The 23,498-nt window shown below is 32.6% G+C and carries 17 protein-coding genes and 3 riboswitches; of the genes, 14 read left to right on the top strand and 3 right to left on the bottom strand.

The window, feature by feature from the left end; translation table 11 throughout:
- Positions 1-223: 223 nt before the first annotated feature.
- A complete protein-coding gene (locus tag ACFCYN_RS21655; protein ID WP_375951707.1) occupies positions 224-4,405 on the top strand; it encodes a S8 family serine peptidase in 4,182 nt (1,393 codons plus the stop codon).
- 231 nt (positions 4,406-4,636) lie between these two features.
- Here the strand turns inward: ACFCYN_RS21655 and ACFCYN_RS21650 are convergent, their stop codons facing one another.
- Entirely contained in the window at positions 4,637-5,536 is a 900-nt protein-coding gene (locus ACFCYN_RS21650; protein ID WP_172445493.1) for a LysR family transcriptional regulator, read from the bottom strand.
- A gap of 247 nt (positions 5,537-5,783) precedes the next feature.
- Between ACFCYN_RS21650 and ACFCYN_RS21645 the strand changes: the two genes are divergently transcribed.
- Together ACFCYN_RS21645 and ACFCYN_RS21640 are read left to right on the top strand one after the other, a co-directional pair.
- Complete coding sequence (locus tag ACFCYN_RS21645; protein WP_375951705.1) at positions 5,784-5,981, top strand: TetR/AcrR family transcriptional regulator; 198 nt, start codon at positions 5,784-5,786, stop codon at positions 5,979-5,981.
- Between the two features lie 63 nt (positions 5,982-6,044).
- On the top strand, positions 6,045-8,276 hold the full coding sequence (locus ACFCYN_RS21640) for a YhgE/Pip family protein (RefSeq protein WP_375951703.1): 2,232 nt from the start codon (positions 6,045-6,047) through the stop codon (positions 8,274-8,276).
- 439 nt (positions 8,277-8,715) lie between these two features.
- On the opposite strand, the gene ACFCYN_RS21635 is transcribed toward ACFCYN_RS21640, so the two are convergent.
- The gene (locus tag ACFCYN_RS21635) at positions 8,716-9,135 is read right to left on the bottom strand and encodes a CBS domain-containing protein (RefSeq protein ID WP_172445490.1); all 420 of its coding nucleotides are present in this window, start codon (positions 9,133-9,135) and stop codon (positions 8,716-8,718) included.
- A gap of 26 nt (positions 9,136-9,161) precedes the next feature.
- Positions 9,162-9,542, bottom strand: coding sequence for a Na-translocating system protein MpsC family protein (locus tag ACFCYN_RS21630; protein ID WP_172445489.1), 381 nt, complete (start codon positions 9,540-9,542; stop codon positions 9,162-9,164).
- 113 nt (positions 9,543-9,655) lie between these two features.
- Positions 9,656-9,794: riboswitch (cyclic di-AMP (ydaO/yuaA leader) on the bottom strand.
- 130 nt (positions 9,795-9,924) lie between these two features.
- Positions 9,925-10,067: riboswitch (cyclic di-AMP (ydaO/yuaA leader) on the top strand.
- Between the two features lie 483 nt (positions 10,068-10,550).
- On the opposite strand from ACFCYN_RS21630, the gene ACFCYN_RS21625 reads away from it, so the two are divergent.
- From ACFCYN_RS21625 to ACFCYN_RS21575, 11 genes are all read left to right on the top strand, one after another.
- Complete coding sequence (locus ACFCYN_RS21625) at positions 10,551-10,628, top strand: potassium-transporting ATPase subunit F (RefSeq protein ID WP_088012318.1); 78 nt, start codon at positions 10,551-10,553, stop codon at positions 10,626-10,628.
- A gap of 31 nt (positions 10,629-10,659) precedes the next feature.
- Positions 10,660-12,333 carry a potassium-transporting ATPase subunit KdpA gene (gene kdpA, locus ACFCYN_RS21620; protein ID WP_375951709.1) on the top strand — a complete coding sequence of 558 codons (1,674 nt, stop codon included), beginning with the start codon at positions 10,660-10,662 and terminating at the stop codon, positions 12,331-12,333.
- 32 nt (positions 12,334-12,365) lie between these two features.
- Complete coding sequence (kdpB, locus tag ACFCYN_RS21615) at positions 12,366-14,405, top strand: potassium-transporting ATPase subunit KdpB (RefSeq protein ID WP_172445488.1); 2,040 nt, start codon at positions 12,366-12,368, stop codon at positions 14,403-14,405.
- Positions 14,406-14,429: 24 nt separating this feature from the next.
- Entirely contained in the window at positions 14,430-14,990 is a 561-nt protein-coding gene (gene kdpC, locus ACFCYN_RS21610) for a potassium-transporting ATPase subunit KdpC (protein WP_216854204.1), read from the top strand.
- Positions 14,991-15,038: 48 nt separating this feature from the next.
- Entirely contained in the window at positions 15,039-17,372 is a 2,334-nt protein-coding gene (locus ACFCYN_RS21605; RefSeq protein WP_172445487.1) for a histidine kinase, read from the top strand.
- 169 nt (positions 17,373-17,541) lie between these two features.
- Positions 17,542-18,252, top strand: a complete 711-nt coding sequence (locus ACFCYN_RS21600; protein ID WP_172445486.1) for an SDR family NAD(P)-dependent oxidoreductase — start codon at positions 17,542-17,544, stop codon at positions 18,250-18,252.
- Between the two features lie 14 nt (positions 18,253-18,266).
- A complete protein-coding gene (locus ACFCYN_RS21595; protein WP_172445485.1) occupies positions 18,267-18,635 on the top strand; it encodes a MerR family transcriptional regulator in 369 nt (122 codons plus the stop codon).
- Positions 18,636-18,760: 125 nt separating this feature from the next.
- Positions 18,761-20,056 carry an arsenic transporter gene (locus ACFCYN_RS21590; RefSeq protein WP_375951699.1) on the top strand — a complete coding sequence of 432 codons (1,296 nt, stop codon included), beginning with the start codon at positions 18,761-18,763 and terminating at the stop codon, positions 20,054-20,056.
- A gap of 270 nt (positions 20,057-20,326) precedes the next feature.
- A complete protein-coding gene (locus ACFCYN_RS21585; protein ID WP_172445484.1) occupies positions 20,327-20,515 on the top strand; it encodes a hypothetical protein in 189 nt (62 codons plus the stop codon).
- A gap of 112 nt (positions 20,516-20,627) precedes the next feature.
- Entirely contained in the window at positions 20,628-20,810 is a 183-nt protein-coding gene (locus ACFCYN_RS21580; protein ID WP_172445483.1) for a hypothetical protein, read from the top strand.
- 168 nt (positions 20,811-20,978) lie between these two features.
- Positions 20,979-21,113: riboswitch (cyclic di-AMP (ydaO/yuaA leader) on the top strand.
- Between the two features lie 164 nt (positions 21,114-21,277).
- On the top strand, positions 21,278-23,182 hold the full coding sequence (locus ACFCYN_RS21575) for an APC family permease (RefSeq protein ID WP_172445482.1): 1,905 nt from the start codon (positions 21,278-21,280) through the stop codon (positions 23,180-23,182).
- Positions 23,183-23,498 lie beyond the last annotated feature (316 nt).

Below are 23,498 nucleotides of genomic sequence, written 5' to 3'. Positions count from 1 at the left end.
ACATTAAAATATAAATATCTATTTTTAATAAAAATTACCCCAAGTTTTTAATCTAAAAAACGTGATTATTCCACAAATTCCCCACTGAAGTGTTGAAAAAACGGTGCTATTATCGAATTATTATTCCAATTAACAGAAAATTCAATTAGATTTATACTTTATTTGTAGGTAAAGAAAGTTATTATTTCACATTTTGAAATGATAGAAAATATGGAGGTACGATATGAGAAGGAAAAAATCTATTATTCAAATTACAAGGACATTATTTGTAACAGGAATGTTATTATCATCTACTGTTCCGTATAATGTGTTTGCAAAGTCAGAGCTAACAAACAATAAAAATTCAGACCAAATTCTAATGAATCTATCTGACGAACAAAGAAGTGTATTGATGCAATTAAACGCTGCTCCAAGTTTTATCATTTCACCGGATATAAACGTAAACACTAAAGAGCCCATAAAAATCATTGTCGAGTTCAAAGAGGCCCCATCTGCAATTACAGCACTAAAACAAAAGTCTGAAGGTAAATCAGTTAACACTTATGATGTGAATGAAAAAGTTGAAGAGAATCATAATACTTTTACAAAATATGTTCAGTCTATGAAAATCAAAAAGACAATTGAATATGATGTGAGTAATATAAAAATCACAAAGGAATATCGAAATGCAATAAATGGTGTAGCTATGACAATTCCTGGTATTGCTGTTAAAGAGCTTGTTCAATCCGGTGTCGTCAAACGAGTGTGGGATGATAAAGAAATAAAGCTTGATCTTTCAAAAGAAACAAAAGAAAGTGCACAGCTAAAGATGCCAGATAGCATTCCACAAATCGGAGTGGACAAGCTGCATGCAGAAAATATCATGGGACAAGGAATTAAAGTAGGTGTCCTTGATACAGGTATTGACTACAATCATCCTGATTTAACAGGAGTCTATAAAGGTTATCGAGCACAGAATGGAGTCGACCCAAAAACGATTGATCCAAATAAAGTAAAAGGCTGGGACTTTATTAATAATGATGCAGATCCTATGGAAACTACATATGATGACTGGAAAAACTCTGGAGAAGATGAAATAGATTATTATTCTGGAAGTCCATATTATACTGAGCATGGTACACATGTAGCAGGTATTATTGCTGCTCAAAAGAAGAATAAAGTAGACTATGCGGTTAAAGGAGTTGCACCAGATGTAGATTTATATTCCTATAAGGTACTTGGTCCATATGGAACGGGAGCTACTGACGGTATAATAGCAGCAATTGATAAGGCCATTCATGATGAGATGGATGTAATTAATATGTCACTTGGAACAGAGGTAAATGATCCATTAAGTCCAATTTCTGTTGCAGTAGACAACGCAATGTTATCAGGCTTAGTTACAGTAGTTGCAGCAGGTAACTCCGGGCCTAATGAAAAAACCATTGGGTCACCTGGTTCAGCCGCTTTAGGTATAACAGTAGGTGCAAGTGATGTTTCAATGGCTATCCCTACTTTTAAAGCAAAAATAGGAGATTTTCAGATTCCCAATTTAAAATTACTAGCTAAAAACTTTACTGATCGCATAGAAGACTTAACGGGTCAATCCATACCAATCGTTAATGTAGGTCTTGGTTACGAAAATGATTTTAACGGTAAAGATTTAAAGGGAAAAGTAGCTTTGATCGAGCGTGGGGAAATTACCTTTGATGAAAAAATAAAAAATGCCGCTAAAGCTGGAGCTAAGGCAGTTGTTATTTATAACAATGTTGATGGTGAAATATCCACTTTCTTAGGAGAAGGCACTTCATTCATTCCTTCATTCCGAATTTCAAAAGAAGGGGGAGAACGTTTAAAAACGTTAGATGAAAAATCGCTTTCATTTGAAACTTTAAGTAATACAAATACTGAAGGAGATCATTTAGCTGATTTCAGCTCTCGTGGACCTGTATTTGGCAATGATGATATTAAACCAGACTTAGTTGCACCAGGCGTATCAATTTTCTCGACTGTTCCAGAGTACATTAACAATCCACAAGATGGAGTGAATTATGATACTGCGTATTTACGTTTGGACGGAACATCGATGGCAACTCCTCACGTTACAGGTGTAGCAGCACTTATATTACAGGAGCATCCTGACTATTCGCCATTTGATGTTAAGGCGGCACTTTTGAATTCAGCAGACGATTTAAAGGGAAATTATTCAGTATATGAAGCAGGAGCCGGACGAGTAGATGCATATCAGGCCGTGCATTCAAAAACATCTATTAAAGTGTTAGATAAGACAGAAATACTGGAAGATAATACAAAAGTTGAAATAAATGAAGAAACTGCATCTCTTTCATTCGGGAGTCATTATGAAGGTAAGAATTCAGTAAAAGACAAGCGTACTATTTTGATTCAAAATCATGATAATAAAGAGAAGACTTATCAATTTGAAGTAGAATATCATGGAGAAAGCACTAATGTACAAGATGGTGTGAAAAATGGCCTAAAACTTAATATCGTCAAATCTTTAAAAGTTGGTGCAGGAGAATCAAAAGAGATTTTAGCAAAAATCCAAGTACCAGCAAGTGCAAAAACAGGACGTTATGAAGGCTATATACATGTAACAAATAGTAAGGATCCTGCTGAGGGCTTCAAAATTCCTTTTGCAATTAGAGTTGTAGAAAAAGGAATTGATTATGTATCGCCAGATCGACCAGTAATGACGAATGATCCATATATTCATCAATTTAGATTCACGGGGATGGATCTATATTTTAAATTGAATAGTCCAGTAAAACAAATCGATATTTTATTAAAAAATGAGTCAGGTGAACCATTAGGATATGTTGGAAGTATCAATGCTACTAATCTTTTACCAGACCTAGATTATTATACTTCAAACGGTTTTTCTGGACAAATCTATCCATTTACAAATGATCCTAAAAATCCAATAAGTGCAGACTATATTGAAGTACCTGAAGGAAAATATATTCTGGAAATGGTTGCAACAGATGAGAAAGGAAAATCATACTCAAAAGACCATCTAGCAATAGTTGATAATACTCCACCTGAATTACTCTATGAAAATATCAAGCCGGGTGTGGTAGAAATTTCAGAGGACATGTTAACAGAGAAGAATGGTTACAATGTATTTCAAGTAAATGGTAAGGTTACGGATCAAACAGTTAATATATTACAAGAGGAAGGTTATAATGTTACACAAAGCTCTAACACAGTAAGTTTAAATGAAAATAATAATTTCTTTGAACCGCATCTTTTACAACCAAAAGATGATGGTGAGTTTGAAATTAATATATATCAAGATGCGTTTGAAGAGTATCCTTACATTTTAGGAACATATGCATTTGATTTGGGTACTGCAGGAAATGAAGTTTCATCATTTGTATTTATGAAAAAAGGAACCGAGTATGCCGTGAACAGATATAATAAACAATCTGTTAAACTTGGTGATGAAATAAAGATGACGATTGATTTAAAAAATATGAAACAATTTTTGGGTGGAGAAATGGACGTTCAATTTAGCCCTACCTTTTATCAATTCGAAAAAGTTGAAGTAAACCAAGCATTCAAAGATCTTGCAGAGCAAAAAGGAGGGAAAGTAAATTTAAAAGAACCGATTGTTTCTAACTCCGGGAATGTAAACGTAGGAGCTTATATTGAAAAAGAGAACTTCACTGGCTTAGATGGGGACACCCCGTTTTTAGATGTTACGTTTAAAGTTATAGATGATCAGAATTATGCTCGAAATGATGATTTTCAGATGTATAATTTTAATGCGAAAAAATCAAATAAAAGTGAGCTAGTTTCAGTGAATTCCTACGGCTTAGAAAAATTTAAATTGATACCTACACATTCTACTGTAGAAGGTAATCTAATGCCTGAAGCATTTGTGAATACACAATTTGGTACACCTGATTTTATACACTACAAGTTTAGTACGATTGGTGCTAAAGTTTATGCACTATCATCTGATGGAACGATGTATCCAGCAGAAATTAAAAATGTTGGTGCTTTCAAAATAAAAAATATACCAGCGACTAAACAAGCTTATAAAATTGTGATGGAAGTACCTGGTCATTTTACTGAAGTCAATAATGTCATTTTAAGTAGGGAAGAAGATGGCTTATTAAAAGGTACATGGGAATACAGAAACTTTAATATTGGTCTTGCTGGAGATGTTAATGGGGATAATGTGATCGATATATTAGATGCATTAACAGTCCAAACATATTGGGGTACGAATAAAAGAAGTGCAGATATTAACTTTGATGGAACTGTAAATGAAAAGGACTTTGGTTATATCGTGAAAAATTATTTAAGTAAAAATTTAAAAGTTTCTAGTCCTTCGAAACCTAAAAAGAAATATAAAGGTAAAACCATTGAGGACATTAAGAGAGAGTTGGGAATCCAATAATATGTATGTGGCAGGTTTACAAATTGAGTAATAGATTTCCTACATTAAATAGAATGGTTTAGATCGTTTGTTCACATAAATAAGAAAATATAAGAAAAGTAACCCGAATAGTAGATTTAAGAATTTCTATTATTCGGGTATTTTTATGTAGTTTAGTTTTGAAAAAAATGAAAAAGTCCTTTTCATTTTTTTTTTGATTAAATCAAGTAAACAAGAGTTGGATAAATGTATTTACAATTCTTTTAATCCCAATGAAATTTTTTCAAAATATTCAATAACGTATTTTTTAAAATCTTGAGCTGCTAATGATATATATCTATTTTTTGACCAACCAAGTCCAATTGTTAACTGACACGAATCATCATTTATACGAATACGATCCGGGATATTTTCTGTCACAGTTGTCCAATCTAATACAGGCATAAATGCGACACCCAGCCCTTGATTTACGAACCTTACGATGGCAAAAGGTTCGTCTACCTCAAATGATACGTTTTGAATAAACCCTGCATTCACACAAAATTTATCAGTAAAATCCCTATAACCAAATCCCTCGTTTAAAGAGACAAATGTTTCGTTTTTTAATTCAATTAAATCGATTGAATTTCTACCAGATAGATGATGACCTGGGGGGATAATTAAGAAAATATCTTCTTTAATTAACGGAACCCACTCTATGTCTTCATCTTCAATTGGTAGCGATGAAATGCATAAATCAATTTCACCATTAATTAGTTGTTTTTTCATTTTTGAAATTGGTTTAATGACCTGTTTGAAATGCACATCTGGATAAACTTTCATAAATCCACTCACCAAATCAGGTAAAATTCTTGAAATTGATGAAGCTAATGTAATACTCCCATTTTTTAAACCCGCAAGTTCTTGAACTTCTCTCTGGCCTTCTTCTAATTCCATTAATACTTTATTAACTCTATTTAAAAACATTTTTCCAAAATGATTTAGCTTAATTTGTCGGTTTTGACGATCAAAAAGTGGAACACCTAGATCATTTTCTAATCTAGTAATGGTTTTACTTAATGATGGCTGAGCTATTTGCAGAACTTCAGCAGCTTTAGTAATATGCTCAAGTTTTGCAACTGTTTGAAAATATTTGAGTTGAAGTAATTCCATTGCATATATCACCTTTCATTTTTTCGCATAGACCAAACGGCATGATTCTATAGTTTAATATGTATTATACATTATGAATTACGGATTTTATAATAAAGTTGCAAATAAATAAATTGGAGATGATTAGTTTGAGAGCAGACTACTATGGATGTGTTTATGGGGCTTTTAAAGAAGTTGCAGCACGCATCCCTTATACTTGATGATTTTAGTTTTTAAGTAATAAATCATTAACTTGGAGATGGAAAACATGATTCGAAAATTTGAAGATCCTCGTATTACTAGGACTAGAAATCTAATTATTGATGCATTTACTGAACTTATAAGGAAAAAGGAATTACAAAATATTTATGTTAAGGAAATAGCGAATCGTGCAAACATCAACAGAGCTACTTTCTATCGACACTTCGCCAATAAAGAAGAATTGTATAAACACTATGAAATATAGAATGTACCCTACAAAAAAGAAAGTTAGGATTTTTCAGTAGGGTTAGCAGAATAGGGGGATTTTATGAATTATATACATTCTTTGAAGAAAGAATTTAAATTATTTTTAACAAACAAAACCTTACTGATTATGTCGGCAATTATACTTTTAATTCCTTGTTTATATGCTGGTTTTTTAGTTTATAGTTATTTTGATCCGTATGGGAGAATTAAAAATGTTCCCATAGCATTAGTTAATAATGACAATGGAACAAGTACGAATGCAAAAGAAATAAAAATCGGTGATGATTTAACAAAAGAATTAAAGAATAGTAAAGATTTAAATATAACTGAAGTAAGCAGCCAACAAGCAAAACAAGCATTAAAGGATCATAAATATTATATAGAAATTGAAATCCCTAGCAATTTTTCCGAAAATGCAATGAGTGCAATGAATGCAAATCCTAAAAAAGCTGAGCTAGTATATATTGCAAATGAAGGTTATAACTTTACTGCTGCAACACTTGGTTCGTCAGTTTTAGAAAAAGTAAAAGAAAAACTCGGAGATAATGTTACGAAAGCATATACAAAGTCTTTATTAAATGCACAAAAAGAATTAGGCAATGGTATGTCTAAGTTAGCTGATGGAAGTGTAAAAATAAAAGACGGATTAAATGGCGCAGAAGAAGGATCGAAAAAATTATCTTCTGGTTTAAATAAATTTGCTAATGGAACAGTCGAATTTACTCAAGGTATGAACAAAGTTGCGGATGGATCAAGTTCTGCTGCGAATGGCTCTACGAAATTACTTGAAGGATCTGAAAAGTTTAATCAAGGATTTGGAAAAATTGCGATTAGTAGTAGTGAATTAGCAAACAGTGCAAAATCATTGAGTGATAAGTCTTTTGAATTAAAAAATGGAATTGAACAATCATTAAATAGTTCAAAAAATCTCTCTGATAAAATGACGCAAGAATATCAAACCTTACAAGAAAAAAGTAACGTATTAAGTCAGGAAGTAACTAGTTATGCAAATCAGATTGATCAGCTAAATCAACAAATTAGTACTAATAAGTCAAAATTAAATCAGAGGATGGAAAGCTTAAAAAATACGATTCAAAAAGATGACTTCAATAAACAAGAAGCGATTGATTTAATCAATTCATTTGAAGCGCAATTAAATAATGACAATCAAACAATATCAATTCATGAATTTACAAACAAAAAAGACTCATTAATTCATCAAATTCAAGCAATAAATAATGAACAACAATCATTAACGGATCAACTTAATCAGTTAAAATCAGAACAAGAGCAGTTATTAGTAGAAGCCAATACTTTTACAACAGGTGAAGTACAGTTTACCAATGGCATGAAAGGGTTGAATGATGGTATTTTAGCTGGTCAAACAGGTTCTGGAAAATTATTAGCAGGCTATCGTTCACTTACAGATGGTCTAAATCAATTAGCAAGTGGTAGCAATAAATTAAATGTTGCCTCCTCAAAGATTTCAATAGGTGCAAATCAACTTAATAATGGAACTGCGAAATTGGCAAATAGTCTTGGACTGCTAAATAATGGAGCAGGTCAGCTTTCAAATGGTTTAACAACAGTTGATAAAAAATTAAATGAACATCAAATCTCTGTAGATAAAGCCGCAAATGCAATATCCAATCCAGTTGATTTAGATAATTTGTCAATCAATCATGTGAAAACATATGGTGACGGATTTGCACCATACGGATTAACTTTAGGATTGTATGTAGGATTATTCTTATTCACATCTGTTTTCCCTTTATTAAATAAAGGAACATCAAAAACTGGTGTAAGCTGGTTCTTAGGTAAGCTAACAATTGTATTTTGTGTAGGAGTACTACAAGCAGTCATTGTAGATTTACTAATGTTATTAATTGGTGTTCACGTCGAACAAATGACTAAGTACTTCTTCCTTTCAATTTTAACAAGTTGTACTTTTGGGGCATTATTCTTGTTCATTCAAACGGCATTCGGCCATTATGGAAGATTTATTTGTATGTTTTTCTTAATTCTACAATTAACTTCTTCTGGAGGAACTTTCCCAATCGAGATGCTTCCAAAATTCTTTAATCACGTACATTCATATATTCCAATGACGTATTCTATGCTAGGATTTAAGTCCGTAATAAGTATTAAAGACAATGACTTATATGTTAATAGTGTTGAAACTTTACTGACATTCCTAATTATAGGGTTTATATTATCAATTGGTTATTATGTCTATCGATTTAATAAAGAAACGAAACAAAGTGAGAACCGTTCGAAAGTTCATGCTGTGTAAGGGAATGGTTTAGGAAAAGGGTTAAAAAAAGAAGCTGTCTCTGAAGGTCGATGTACTTTTGAGACAGTTCTTTTTTTGATTGTAAGTGTTGAAATAATAAGCGGTGATCATCAAAAATGCGAACACATTATGTCTTTTGTTTATAAAGTTGTGAAATTTGTTCATAAAGCACTGGTTTTAATTCATAAAATTGGTTGGTGCGATTTGTCAGTCGATAAATAGCCTAAATCACATTTATAAATCAACAAAATCTTGTGATATATCACTTAAACAGGTTCATACAACACCATTTCGAGCTGATCTAGCTCACATTTTACCCATTTTATTCATACTAAGAATAAACTGGGTAAAATATGAAAAAACCGCTAGGAATTTGTAAGTCCTTGCGGGTTTTTTTGCAACTTTTAGATATTGTCTTTTATTAGGTATTATGAAAATCTCAAATAGACTGGCTTTCTTTTAATATATTCTTCCTACAATACTCAATAATTTCTCTTCTCTTAACCATGCCAATAAAAACTTCATTATCATCAATTACAGGAATGAAGTTCTGATTAATTGCTCTTGTAAATAAATCTTCTATTTGAGCGTTGATTGAAACAGGATCATATTTGTGGTGTAAGTGTATTTCGTTTAAGTTTATTTCTTGTGTATTTGTAAAAGATAAACCTTCTGTGTTCTTTAATTTCCATAATAAATCACCTTCAGTAAGCGTTCCGACATATTTTCCATTTTCATCTACTAAAGGTATAGCTGTATAACGATGGTGTTCCATTTTTTCAAGTGCTTGACGCATTGTTGAATTAATATTCATGTAAACAAGTTCATTCTTTGGGGTAAAGAAAAACGCTATATTCATTTTTCTACTCCTTAATCTTTAATTTATTAGTTGTTGTTTTTTTCATCTAGTAATTTTCCAATATTTTGATCCATTACAAAAACTTCAATTCGTTCACCAGTGTTTGTACTAGTATCACTATGGCTAGATAATACCTTAAATCCGGTATGTTTTTCAACGATTTCTTCATATTCTTTACTGTACATTTCTCTAAGTACTTGTCGCATTTTCTTAACAAGACCTTTTCCAGTATGATGAGAAACTAAATGTTTCTCTTCGGTTGTTAATACGCCTTTGAATCGAAGAATAATCATATCTTCAACTATATAAGTTTTTGCTTCTTGTGGGCCTCTTCCTATAAGTTCTCTTTGGAATTTTATAAATGCCTCGCTTAATTCTATTTCAAGCTTTTTTTTCGATGTTATCATTAATATCTCTCCTATACAGTTAATTAAAACAAAAAAAGCAACAAGAAGAGCAATCTCCTCGAAGCTATTTATTTCAATGGTAAGTATATTGAAATATTAATAACTCGATTAAGTTTTGCTCTTTTCAAACGCTGGCGAGGTTAGCTGACGGATTCGGACTTGAAAAGTAGCCCTACCAAAATGGATTCACCCCATGTGCACTGCACGAGTGGTTCCCCCGCTCGAAAATTTACGATTTAGCGATTACAACAGATTTATATTATTGATATGTTTATAATACAGAGATATATAAAATTGTAAAGGGGGTAAATTTAACTGAAAAATTTTTCCGTAAAAAAACTCTTTACATGTAAAAGTCATCGCCGTATAATCAAGTCAATAAAATAAATATCGGCTTAATTACGAATCATCGTAAACGGAGGAACCAATTTTTGGGGGTTAATTCTACATGAATGTAGAAGGGATGAGATACTCTTTCGCCATCCTACCCGACAGCTAACTTCGTAGGCTAAAGCGAGGGAGGTCAGTAGACCGCCTGATTTGAGCAGGTTTTTTTATTGCATTTTTAATGCAGTAATTTTACCTGGGCAAATAATTGAGTAGGTCTTTTTATTTTGTTTTTAAATGGAAAATTCTGGAAAGTGTATAGAAAAGATTAGGGAGACAGAACACAAAGAGAGCATAATGCTAGCTGGGTGTTAGGTAGACCAATGAATACTTTTCTTCCAATTTCAATTAACTAAAATTTTTTAGGTATAAACATGATTGTTTTTAAATTGTTTAGGTCTATTTAAATTAGTTAATTTGCTGGAGGATTAGTATCCATTGGTCTTTTTTATTGCTCTTAAACAGGATGGAAAACATTGTAAAAGAAAAGTTTAGTGAAACAAAGAAAGGAGAATTGCAATGATCAATGATCTTATAATGGTAGGCTTACTAGTTATCGTTTTTGCAATTTTTTGGGTATTTACAATATTTTGTGAAAAGGCGTAAGGGGGGAGCTAACAAATGCTTATTCCAGCGATTATTGGAATTGTACTTATTTTATATTTAGTTTTTGTACTAATTAAACCGGAGAAATTTTAGTTACTTTAGTGGGAGGAATTAGGAAATGACCATGGGGATATTACAGGTAGTTGTTACATTGCTAATTATTATTTTATTAGTAAAACCAGTAGGTAGCTACCTTGTTAAAGTATATGACAGTGAAAAAACAGGGCTAGATCGCTTTTTTGGACCTTTTGAACGATTAATTTATCGATTAATTGGTGTTCGAGAAGATGAGAAAATGGGTTGGAAAAAATATGTTTTAGCGATATTGCTTAGTAATTTTGTGATGTTAATTATTTTATACGTTATTTTTAGGATGCAAAAATATTTGCCTTTCAATCCTGACCATATAGGAAATATGCCATCAGCTTTGGCATTCAATACTGCAACATCTTTTATTACAAATACAAACTGGCAAGCTTATAGTGGTGAGAATTCACTATCCTATTTTTCACAAATGATGGCAATTATGTTCCCGATGTTTACATCAGCTGCAACTGGTTTTGCGGTGGCAATTGCCTTTATTAGGGGATTAATAGGACGCGAAGATAATCTAGGAAACTTTTATGTTGATTTAGTACGTACAATTACACGCGTACTTTTACCAATATCATTTATTGTTGCATTGTTTTTAGTATTCCAAGGGGTACCACAAACTTTAAAAGGTGCAGTGGATGCTACAACAATTGAAGGAATTAAACAAGTAATTACTAGAGGTCCAGTAGCTGCACTTGAATCAATTAAACATATTGGTACAAATGGCGGTGGTTTTTTTGGTACAAATGCAGCACATCCGTTTGAAAATCCAACACCATTATCTAACTTAGTTCACATTATATGTATGATGCTTTTACCTACTTCATTGGTTTATGCATTTGGTGTGATGGTAAAAAACAAAAGACAAGGTTGGACAGTTTTTGCTGCAATGGGCATATTGTTTATTGCGCTTCTAACGACTGTATTTGTTGCAGAGTATAATGGTACTCCTGCATTACATGCGCTTGGTGTACATGGAAATATGGAAGGAAAAGAAGTTCGTTTTGGAATATCTGAATCAGCCTTATTCACGGCAGTTACTACTGCAGCAACTACGGGATCGGTCAACAATATGCATGATTCATTAACGCCAATCGGTGGAATGGTACCACTTGCTGAAATGATGTTGAACAATGTTTTCGGTGGTAAGGGCGTCGGTTTATTAAACGGATTATTATATGTCATCTTAACAGTCTTTATTTGCGGACTAATGGTTGGTAGAACACCAGAATTTTTAGGAAAGAAAATTGAGGCGAAAGAAATTAAACTAGCATCGATTGCTATATTAGCGCATCCATTAATTATCTTAGTTCCTACTGCAATTGCATTAGCCTTAAAAGGCCCAGTTTCTTCTATATTAAATCCAGGTTTCCATGGTTTGACTGAAGTATTGTATGCCATTACTTCTGGAGCAGCTAATAATGGATCAGCATTCGGTGGACTAACAACTAATACTGACTTTTATAATATCGTTATCGGATTAGTTATGTTATTTGGTCGATATATTTCAATTATTGCTATGTTAGCAATTGCTGGATCATTTTCTACAAAGAAAATTGTTGCAGCATCATCAGGAACATTCCGAACAGATACTCCATTATTTACAGTTATTTTAATTGCGATTATTTTAATCGTCTGTGCATTAACATTCTTCCCAGTACTTGCACTCGGACCAATCGCTGAACATTTAGGAATGTTTAAATAGTAGCAATAAAATAGAATGAGGAGATTGATCATATGGCAATTGAAAATAAGCCAATTTCAAAAGAAATTAAAATACAGGCAATAATCGATTCATTTAAAAAGCTGAATCCTATTGTTATGATAAAAAATCCAGTTATGTTTATAGTAGAGGTCGGTACGTTTATTACTTTAATACTATCCATTAAACCAGATGTTTTTGGCTTTGATACAGTTGGAAGAACATACAATATTGCAGTATTTTTTGTATTATTATTTACCGTACTTTTCGCTAATTTTGCAGAAGCACTTGCAGAAGGGCGTGGTAAAGCGCAGGCAGATACATTAAGAAAAACGAAATCAGAAACAAGTGCGAAATTAAGACAGAATGATGGGTTTTATAAAGAAGTACCATCAACTTCTTTAAGAAAAGGAGATATCGTTCGAGTAGAGACTGGAGAAATTATTCCTTCTGATGGCGAGATTATTGAAGGATTAGCTTCAATCGATGAATCAGCAATTACAGGAGAATCAGCACCAGTTATTAAAGAAGCGGGTGGAGATTTTTCATCTGTAACAGGTGGTACTAGAGTAGTATCAGATTATATTATTGTTAAAATATTAACTGATCCAGGTGAATCATTTATTGACCGTATGATCTCATTAGTTGAAGGAGCTGCACGTCAAAAAACACCGAATGAGATTGCATTAACTACTTTATTAGCAGTGTTAACTTTAGTGTTTTTAATTGTCATTATGACACTTGTACCAATAGCGAATTATTTAAATGTCTCAATTGATGTAGCAACATTGATTGCCTTACTCGTTTGTTTAATTCCGACTACAATTGGAGGATTACTTTCTGCAATTGGGATTGCTGGGATGAACCGTGTTACACAATTTAATGTTTTAGCGATGTCTGGTAAAGCTGTTGAAGCTGCTGGAGATATTGATACGATGATTTTAGATAAAACAGGAACAATTACATTTGGTAATCGAATGGCAAGTGAATTTATTCCGGTTGGAAGTATATTAGAAAAAGAGGTAACCTTAGCTTCTTTAAAATCTTCAGTAAAAGATGAAACACCAGAAGGGCGTTCAGTTGTAGAGCTAGCACATAAAAATGGTATAACTTGGGATGAAAATGAATATAAGGATGCCGAAATTATTGAATTTACTGCTGAAACTAGAATGTCAGGTTTAAATTTAAAAGGTGGAACTGAAATTCGAAAAGGCGCAGTAGATGCCGTTAAAAAATATGTAACGGCTAAAGGGGGCAAGATTCCGAATGAGCTTGATGAAAAAGCAAATGTCATTGCAAAAGCTGGGGGAACTCCACTTGCTGTTGCAATAAATGAGCAAATTTACGGTGTTATTTATTTAAAAGATACAGTAAAACCAGGATTAAAAGAGCGATTTGATGAATTAAGAGCAATGGGAATCAAAACGGTCATGTGTACAGGAGATAATCCATTGACAGCTGCAACAATTGCTAGAGAAGCAGGTGTTGACGAGTTTATTGCCGAAGCTAAACCAGAAGATAAAATTGCTGCAATTAAAAAAGAACAAAATGAAGGTAAGTTAGTTGCAATGACTGGGGATGGAACAAATGACGCCCCTGCTCTAGCGCAGGCGGACGTTGGTTTAGCGATGAATTCTGGAACAATGGCTGCAAAAGAAGCAGCAAACATGATCGATTTAGACTCTGACCCTACTAAACTATTATCTGTCATTGCGATTGGTAAGCAGTTATTAATTACGCGTGGTTCGTTAACAACATTTTCAATAGCAAATGATATAGCGAAATATTTCGCTATTATACCCGCACTATTTATAATGGCGATACCTCAATTAGATTATCTTAATATTATGGGATTGAATTCGCCAAAGTCTGCAATCTTATCTGCATTGATCTTTAATGCAATCATTATTCCTCTCCTCATTCCTGTTGCGATGAAGGGTGCGAAATATAAACCTATGGATGCAAATAAATTATTATCTAAAAACTTATTAATCTATGGACTTGGGGGAGTAATTGCGCCGTTCATAGGAATTAAAGTGATCGATATGCTTGTATCCACATTGCATTTTGTTTAATTTATTGGAAATGGAGGATTTAATGTGAAATCAGTTATGGTTGCGATCAGAGCATCTATTGTATTGTTAGTAATATGCGGATTAGTTTATCCATTAGCAACAACAGGCGTTGCACAAGTTATTTTCCCAAAACAAGCCGATGGTAGTTTAATAGAAACGAAAGGAAAAGTTACAGGCTCTAAACTATTAGCTCAAGAATTTAAAGGACCTGAATGGTTCCATTCTAGAGCTTCTGCTGCTAATTATAATCCTACTGCTTCAGCCGCAACAAATGCTGCAGTAGCATCAAAAGAATATGTTAAAGAAACAAAAGATAAAATAAATGAGTTAAAAAATGAAAATAGTAATCTACGTAAAACGATACCTGCTGATTTAGTAACAACATCTGGATCTGGATTTGACCCAGATTTATCACCTGAAGCAGTGAAGGCTCAAGTACCTAGGGTAGCTAAGGCCACAGGTATATCTGAGGATCAATTAATGACTTTAATTAATAAGCACACAAAAAGGCGTCAAATTGGAATATTTGGTGAGCCACGTGTGAATATATTGGAACTGAACTTAGATTTAAAAGAACTAAGATAAAGGGGAGATTCTTTCTCTCCTTTTTTATATAAAGAAAGGAGGGATCTCTTGAGCGACAGACAATTTCGTAGGAAATCACCTGAAGAATTACTAGCATCTATTCAGAAAATCAAAAAAGGTAGATTGAAAATTATAATTGGGACTGTAAGTGGATCGGGGAAGACATACCATATGCTCCAAGAGGGTAATGTTTTAAAAGAACGTGGAATTGATGTTGTCATTGGATTAATTAGTGAGATAAATCGCCAAAAAACAATTGATCAAATTGGATGTTTGGATAAAGTATCGACAATCAATTGGAAAGAAGGAGGAACTACTCTGCAAGACCTTGATTTGGAGGCAATTATTTCAAGAAATCCTGAAGTTGTTCTTATTGATTCCCTTGCTCATCAAAATCGTCCAGACGCCAAGTTTCAAACACGATTAGAAGATATACATTATTTAATATCGAAAAATATAGGCGTTATTACAACTATGAATATATATGAAATAAAAGAAGTTTATGATGAAGCTACTAAATTGACGGATGGAAAAGTTAAAGGTAGCTTTTTCGTTCCGGAAGAAACTTTAGCATTAGCAGATGAGGTGAAATTATTAGATGTTACACCTGAAGTTATTTTACAAAGATCAAAAGAAGATTTTTATAATAAAGATGAAAATCAGAAGCATAGTCAGTTATTCCATAAAAGTAACTTAGCGGTACTTCGAGAACTTGCACTTCGTTTCATAGCTAGTGAAGTTAATGATGAACTGGATGAATATCGTGAAAAACACGGTATAGTAGGGCCTTCTGGAGCGTCAGAAAAAGTATTAGTTACAGTGCAATATCACTGGAATGGTTCTATTTTGATACGTAGAGGACAACAAATATCCAAAAGACTCGGAGGAGATATTCAAGTAGTATGTTTTCGACCCCCTAATAAAAAATTTACAAATGATGAATTAACCTTTAAACGTTCAATTATAAAGCTTGTTGAAAAAGTCGGAGGAAATTTTGAAGAATTACCATTGAGTAGCAATTCAATTGCGAGTGAAATTGTTGAATATTCAGTTCGTAACAATATAACAAGTATAGTATTAGGGCAATCCAAGAGAACACGTTGGGAAGAGATTGTGAATGGATCAATCGTAAATAAAATTTTAAGAAAAACAAAGAATATAGATGTGTTTATTGTTGCTGATCGAGCAGAAAAAGATGGTGAAAGAGTAATTCCTACAATGCAAGTAAATAAAGAAATAGTGGATCCATATCGTCGTTTAAGTCCGCATGAGCTTGCGCAGAAAATTTATAAAATTAAACGTGGAACTTTAAAAGTTTATATTGGAGCTGCTCCAGGAGTTGGAAAAACTTATACTATGCTAAGAGAAGGTAATGAGTTAAAGAAAAAAGGAATCGATATTATTATTGGGCTACTTGAAACTCACGGTCGGAAAGAGACATTAGAAAAAGTCGGAGATTTAGACATTATTCCGAGAAAAGTTATTCCATATAAAGGAACTACACTAGAAGAAATGGATACTGAGGCAATAATACAAAGAAATCCAGAAGTAGTGTTAATAGATGAATTAGCACATACGAATGTACCAGAGAGTAAGTTTAATAAGAGACATATGGATGTTGAAGAAATCCTCGCAGCTGGAATTTCAGTCATCTCTACAATGAATATTCAACACGTTGAAAGTTTAAATGATAGTGTTGAACAAATTACTGGGGTTAGAGTTAGAGAAACAGTCCCTGATAATGTTCTAAGAGATGCCAATGAAATTGAATTAATTGATATTTCTCCTAAAGCACTAAGGGATCGAATGAAAGAAGGAAGAATTTACGCACCTTTAAAAATAGAACAATCACTAAATAACTTTTTTAAAACTGGAAATTTAATTGCCTTGCGGGAATTAGCATTAAGAGAAGTGGCTGATGATGTAGATGAACGTCTTGAAGCATGGGAAAGAGATTTAACACTTAGAGGTCCTTGGAGACAAGAGGAAGTCATTTTTGTTTGTATAAATTTAAAATTAAATAGTGAAAGACTAATTCGTAGAGGATTTCGATTAGCGTATCGATTAAAGGCTAAATTATATGTAGCTTATGTCAAAGAACTTGGTGAATTGTCAGAAGATGAACAGCTTTCATTAAAAAAAATTAAAGAGTTAACAATACGGTTAGGTGGTTCATTTGAATTGTATGAGACAACTGACAGACGGCATGTATTTATAGAATTAGTCAAAAATATAATTGAAAAAAAGACAACTCATGTCATTATGGGACAGTCAGCTCGTACTAGATGGGAAGAAATAAAAACGGGTTCAATCGTTCAAAAACTGCTAAGGGAATTGCGTCATTTAGATGTTTTAGTAGTTGCTGATCAAAGCTTAAAATGATGTTTTTATTAAGTTTGTATCAAATGATTGAATTTCATGCTTTTTTATCGCTTTAATATTAACGTCGCCATGATTAATAAAAATAGTATTAAAACGCTTGACCTAAACTTAGGTTTAGGCTGTATTCTCTGATTTGTAAGGTATAAATAATCAATCGGAGGGATATACAATGACGAAATTTGCTTTTGTAACAGGTGCTAATAAAGGGATAGGATTCGAAGTAGCTCGCCAATTAGCAGAAAAAGAATATCATGTATTCTTAGGTGCTCGTAATAATGAACTAGGAAATCTTGCTGTCCAATCGTTAGGTTTACCAAATGTTTCATTTATACAAGTTGATGTAACTAACATTCAATCGATAACGGATTCTTTCAATCAAATTTTGAAAGTGACAGATCATCTAGATCTATTAATAAATAATGCAGGGGTTGCACCAGATTTTCATGTTTTGCCAAGTGAAATAACAATTGAAACTTTACGTCAGGCATTTGAAGTGAATTTCTTTGGAACGTTCCAAATGATTCAAACTTTTTTACCTCTAATTAAAAAATCGGAACGAGGAAAAATTATTAATATAACAACTGATATGGCTTCACAAACACTTTTTGATCGTGGTGAAACTGCTACAATCAATATATTGGGGTATAATTCATCAAAAACTGCAAACAATTCATTAACACTTACTTTCGGTAAAGAATTTGGAAGTAATGGACCTGAAATTTTCGGTGTCACACCTGGTTTTACAACGACAGATCTTAACGGAAATACACCTGGTGGTAAAACAACAGCTGAAGGTGCTAAAATTATTACTGACTTTGCACTAAGCAATACAAATTACAATGGTAAAATTCTAAATGCAAATGGAATTATGCCTTGGTAAAGGAATGAGAGTTCATGAATTATACTATTGGACAAGTAGCAAAGTTCAATAATTTATCTATTTCTCAATTAAGATACTATGACAATCAAGGCTTGTTACCTTTTCTAAAAAGGGCAGAAAGTGGAGACAGAATTTTTGATGAAGACGCTCTTAAATTTATCGAAATGATTCTATGTTTAAAAAACACTGGAATGCCAATTAAAAAAATTAAACAATTTGTTGACTGGACAATGAACGGAGAAGAAACTCTGAAGCAGCGTTTAGATCTAATGAAACAGCAAGAAAACAATGTATTAGAGCAAATTAAGGAAAGCCAAGAAAATTTAGAGAAAATTAGGCGGAAAATTGCAAAGTATGAATTTGAGCTTAATAATAAAAACTAGTGTATGGCCTTAGCCCTATATATTATAGGACTAAGGTTCTTTAATTTATACTAGATAATATTTAATTGTTCATGCGATAATATATTTGAAAAATTAAAGTAAAATTAGAAGGGCTGTTTAGTTAATTGGTTTCAATCACTCTTGCATTATTTATTTTCATCATCACTCTTATTTTAGTCATCTGGCAACCGAAAAATATTTCAATAGGATGGATCGCATCTGGTGGAGCAGTCTTATCTTTATTGTTAGGTCTAGTTGATTTTCATGATGTTGTCATCGTAACAAGCATTGTTTGGAATGCAACATTTGCATTAATCGCTGTCATTATTATTTCATTAATATTAGATGAAATCGGCTTTTTTGAATGGGCTGCATTACATATGGTAAGTGCCGCGAACGGAAACGGGATAAAGATGTTCGTTTACATAAATATTCTTGGAGCAATTGTTACCGCTTTTTTTACGAATGATGGCGGAGCGTTAATTCTTACGCCAATAATATTAGCTATGGTACGTAGCTTGAAATTAGATGAAAAGATGATATTTCCATTTATTATCGCTAGTGGCTTTATATCAGATACAACATCTATTCCATTTATTGTAAGTAATTTAGTGAACATTATCACTGCTGATTATTTTAAAGTTGGCTTTTTAGAATATACAAGTAAAATGATCATTCCAAATATCTTTTCGCTTATTTCTAGTATATTAGTGCTATATTTTTATTTTAGAAAGGTTATTCCGAAAAACTATAATCTTGGAAATTTGAAAATTCCAAAGGATGCAATAAGAGATAAAAAAATGTTTTATATATCTTGGTTAGTACTTTTGTTGTTATTAGCAGGATACTTTATCGGTGAATTACTTCATGTTCCGGTTTCATTTATTGCGGGTTTAGCAGCTATTATCTTTTTATTTTTAGGGAAAAGAAGTAAAGCGGTCAATACAAAAAAAGTATTAAAAGATGCGCCATGGACAATTGTCGTGTTTTCAATAGGAATGTATATAGTTGTTTATACTTTGAAGAATGCTGGTTTAACAGATGTATTAGGTCAAATAATTCATTCCGTTTCCCATCAAGGATTATTAATAGCAACATTAGGAATGGGTTTTATCTCTGCTATTCTTTCGGCAATAATGAATAATCTTCCTACAGTTATGATTGTGTCTCTTGCAATTGAAAATGCACACACAACAGGAATAATAAAAGAGGGACTTATTTATGCTAATGTAATCGGTTCAGACTTGGGGCCGAAAATGACTCCTATAGGATCCCTAGCAACACTATTGTGGCTACATGTACTATCACAAAAAGGTATTAAAATTTCTTATAAAACTTATTTAAAGATCGGGATTATTATAACGATTCCAGTGTTATTGGTCACATTATTAGGTCTTTATATTAGCTTAAGGGTACACTAACTTGAGACAACTTTTTTAAGTTGTCTTTTTATTATTTTGAATATTTGTTGTCTCTATAATTTGTTAATGAATATGTAAACGATTACCAAAAATACACGATCTAAAATCCTTAATTATAAGTAATCGTTTACATGTAATATTCCAAAAAACACCAATTGACGAGTGATTTTTATCATGTTAAAGTTGGTCTTACGTTTAAAAACGAACGTCAAACCACGGCCTTAGGTCATGGTTTTTTTATATGAAAAAATTGTGAAAGGAGAAGTCAAAATGAAGAAAGTAATTTTATCTTTAGTAGTTGGATGTGGATTTTCTATTTTACTGACAGGGTACGAACCGAATATGTCAGAAGTTAATAAAAAGGTCTCAACGTTTAATCAAACTGAGGTACAAAACGTGTTAACAAATATGGTAGCAGTTGATAACTCACAAGAGATCGTTTGGAATCAAGCACGCTAATTAGTAGTGAAGTGTTCTAATAGGTTGGTCTTACGTTTAAAAACGAACGTCAAACCACGGCCATAGGTCATGGTTTTTTTATATGAAAAAAATGCGTAAAGGAGAAAGCAAAATGAAAAAAGTAATTTTATCTTTAGTAGTTGGATGTGGATTAACTATTTTACTGACAGGGTACGAACCGAATATGTCAGAAGGTACTAAAAATATTTCTACATTTAATCAAGTAGAAGTACAAAATGTTTTAACAAACACTTCAGTAACAAGTAAGTCACAACAAATCGTTTGGAATCGATAGTACGGGACTAATAAAAACAGGAATTAGCTTCACGAAAAAAAGAGCTAATAAAGCCTGAAGCATTCATGAGCTATATAAATTTTTAATGAAAAATTTATATAAAAATCTCTTTACAAAACTATCCTTAAGTTATATATTTACATTTAAATTCTATATTTTTCTAATTCAAAACCATAATTGCTTAATCTTAAAAAGAGCGGGGGAACCATTTCTTTATTGGGGTGAATCCTTTTTTGTAAAGGTAGGGGTATTCTTTAATCCCGAATCCGACAGCTAACCTCGTAAGCATTTAAAGAAGGGGGTTTATTTAGTATTGTTTGTTAAACACTAAGTAAAGCTTAGTGTTTTTTTGTGCGTAAAAAAGTATTTATTTGCAGCGAGGAAGAGGCTAAGTGTTTAAGTTGAGCGTCACAGTATTCGACTAAAAGCTGGTCAAACAATGGTTTTTGAAAAAAGGGGAGAAATTCATGCATCATCCGTCCGATTACATAGAACTTGGACTATTTATTTTAGCGGTTTTTGGTATTTATTACTCTGTTGCTAATTTTAACAGTGTAAAGCGTGTATTTATAGGTAGACCAATGAGAACTGCAGAGATTCATGCTCAACATAATAAATTGATTTGGTTTATTGCCTTACCGATTCTTGCAGCAGATTTGTATTCATCCGTATCGTATGGACCTGAAGCGGGAATGACCGAGTTAATCGGTTTAGGGGCAAAAGCACACTGGTATATTATACCGATTACAATTGCAACCGTATTATTACTGGGATTACTAATTCTTTCATATATTATGGGAATCTTAGCTTATCCTAGTGGTGGTGGAGCATATGCGATTGCAAAAGACAATTTCAAACCTCGATGGGTTTCGTTAATCGCTTCAAGTTCATTACTTGTTGATTATATTTTAACGGTTGCAGTTTCAGTTTCTGCAGCACTAGAAGCTGTGTCATCAGCATATCCAGCCGTTGCGCCATATGAGACTGTTTTAGCTATTTTTTGTGTATTTTTATTATTAGTTGTTAATCTTCGTGGTGTTGCTGAATCTGCAAAAATTTTTGCTTGGCCAACATTTGGCTTTATGATTTGTATGTTACTTTTAATTTTCACAGGGTTTTTTGATGAATTTCAACATGGATTTATACAGCATCATACACCTACATTTGGCACAGTTCCACATGGGTTAAGTATTTTACTTGTATTAAAAGCATTTAGTTCTGCATGTTCTGCTTTAACGGGTATTGAAACAATTTCCAATGCAGTGCCAGTATTCAGAGAGCCACGACAAAAAAACGCTATAAAAACATATATAGCTCTAGGAGTACTAACTTCAATAACACTTTTAGGTTTTGCGTATCATTTATATGTGAACGGAATTTCACCTAATCCTAACGATACGATGTTATCTCAATTGGTAAAGGTTTATTTCGGACATGGAATTCTGTATCAAGTAATTATTTGGTTTACATTTATTATTTTAATTTTAGCAGCTAACTCAACTTTTACAGGATTTTCACAATTAGCGGCAATTGTAGCAGCTGATGGTTTCTTGCCTAGAGGATTTACAAACCGTGGAGATCGTTTAGGATATTCTAATGGTATTATTGCACTTGCTGCAGCTGCTAGTATATTAATCATTGCATTCCAAGCACATACAAATGCACTCATTCCATTATATGCAATTGGCGTGTTTTTATCTTTTACAATCGCTCAATTAGGCTTAACAAGAAGATGGAGACGAGTAAAAGGGCCAAAATGGCAAATTAAATTAACAATAAATATAGTAGGTTTAATCGTAACATCTGTTGTTACTGTTATATTTGCAGTTACAAAATTTATAGATGGAGCTTGGGTTGTTTTAGTTGTCATTCCGACAATTATATTCTTCTCATTAGCAATTTATAAACACTATCAAAATGTAGCAAGCGAATTACGTATTGATTTAAGTTCTTTCAAACCAGAAGCAAATAAAGTCGTAACAGTTGTATTAGTTTCAGGCACTCACCGTGTCGTTCATAATACATTATCATTTGCAAAAGGTATTTCCCCGGATCCTATAGCGGTTTATGTAGGCTTTGATGATGAATCAATTGAGAAGATGGAAGAAAAATGGGAAGAGTGGGGGAATCCATGTCGTTTAGTTGTTCTAAAAAACCAATATCGCTCAGTCTTAGCACCTCTTTCTAGATTTATTAAGTTAATAGAAGGAAACGCACCTGATAGTCATGTTCAAATTGTGATTCCGCAATTTATCCCTAAAAAATGGTGGCATAATCTGCTACATAATCAAACGGCACTCTTACTTCGACTTTGGTTGATTAGTCAGAAAGATGTCGTCATAACAACAGTTCCATATCATTTGAGAAAATAGTGTTTTTATTAGTCAATAACAAAACAATTTGTAAAAAAGAGTCTTTCGCAGACTCATTTTTTTTTACGAATTTTTATAATTATTTTAGTAAAAAACTACCTAATTGATCAAGTCCATACGACGTTTAACCAAGATGAAGGACAAATATTATTTGATGAAAATAATAAAAAGATAGATTTCAAAATTAATTGCTTTTATAAAAATGTGTTTATTAGTGTTTATATGAGTCTATCTGCTAACCAAATTACTATTAAAATCAAAAGTAGTTAAAGTGGTTTGGAGCAATGAGATATTTTCAAATGATTCACCCACTGCC

The sequence above is a fragment of the Gottfriedia sp. NPDC056225 genome, from assembly GCF_042267765.1.
Classification (GTDB): domain Bacteria; phylum Bacillota; class Bacilli; order Bacillales; family Bacillaceae_G; genus Gottfriedia.
This window is presented reverse-complemented; position numbering and strand designations above follow the sequence as displayed.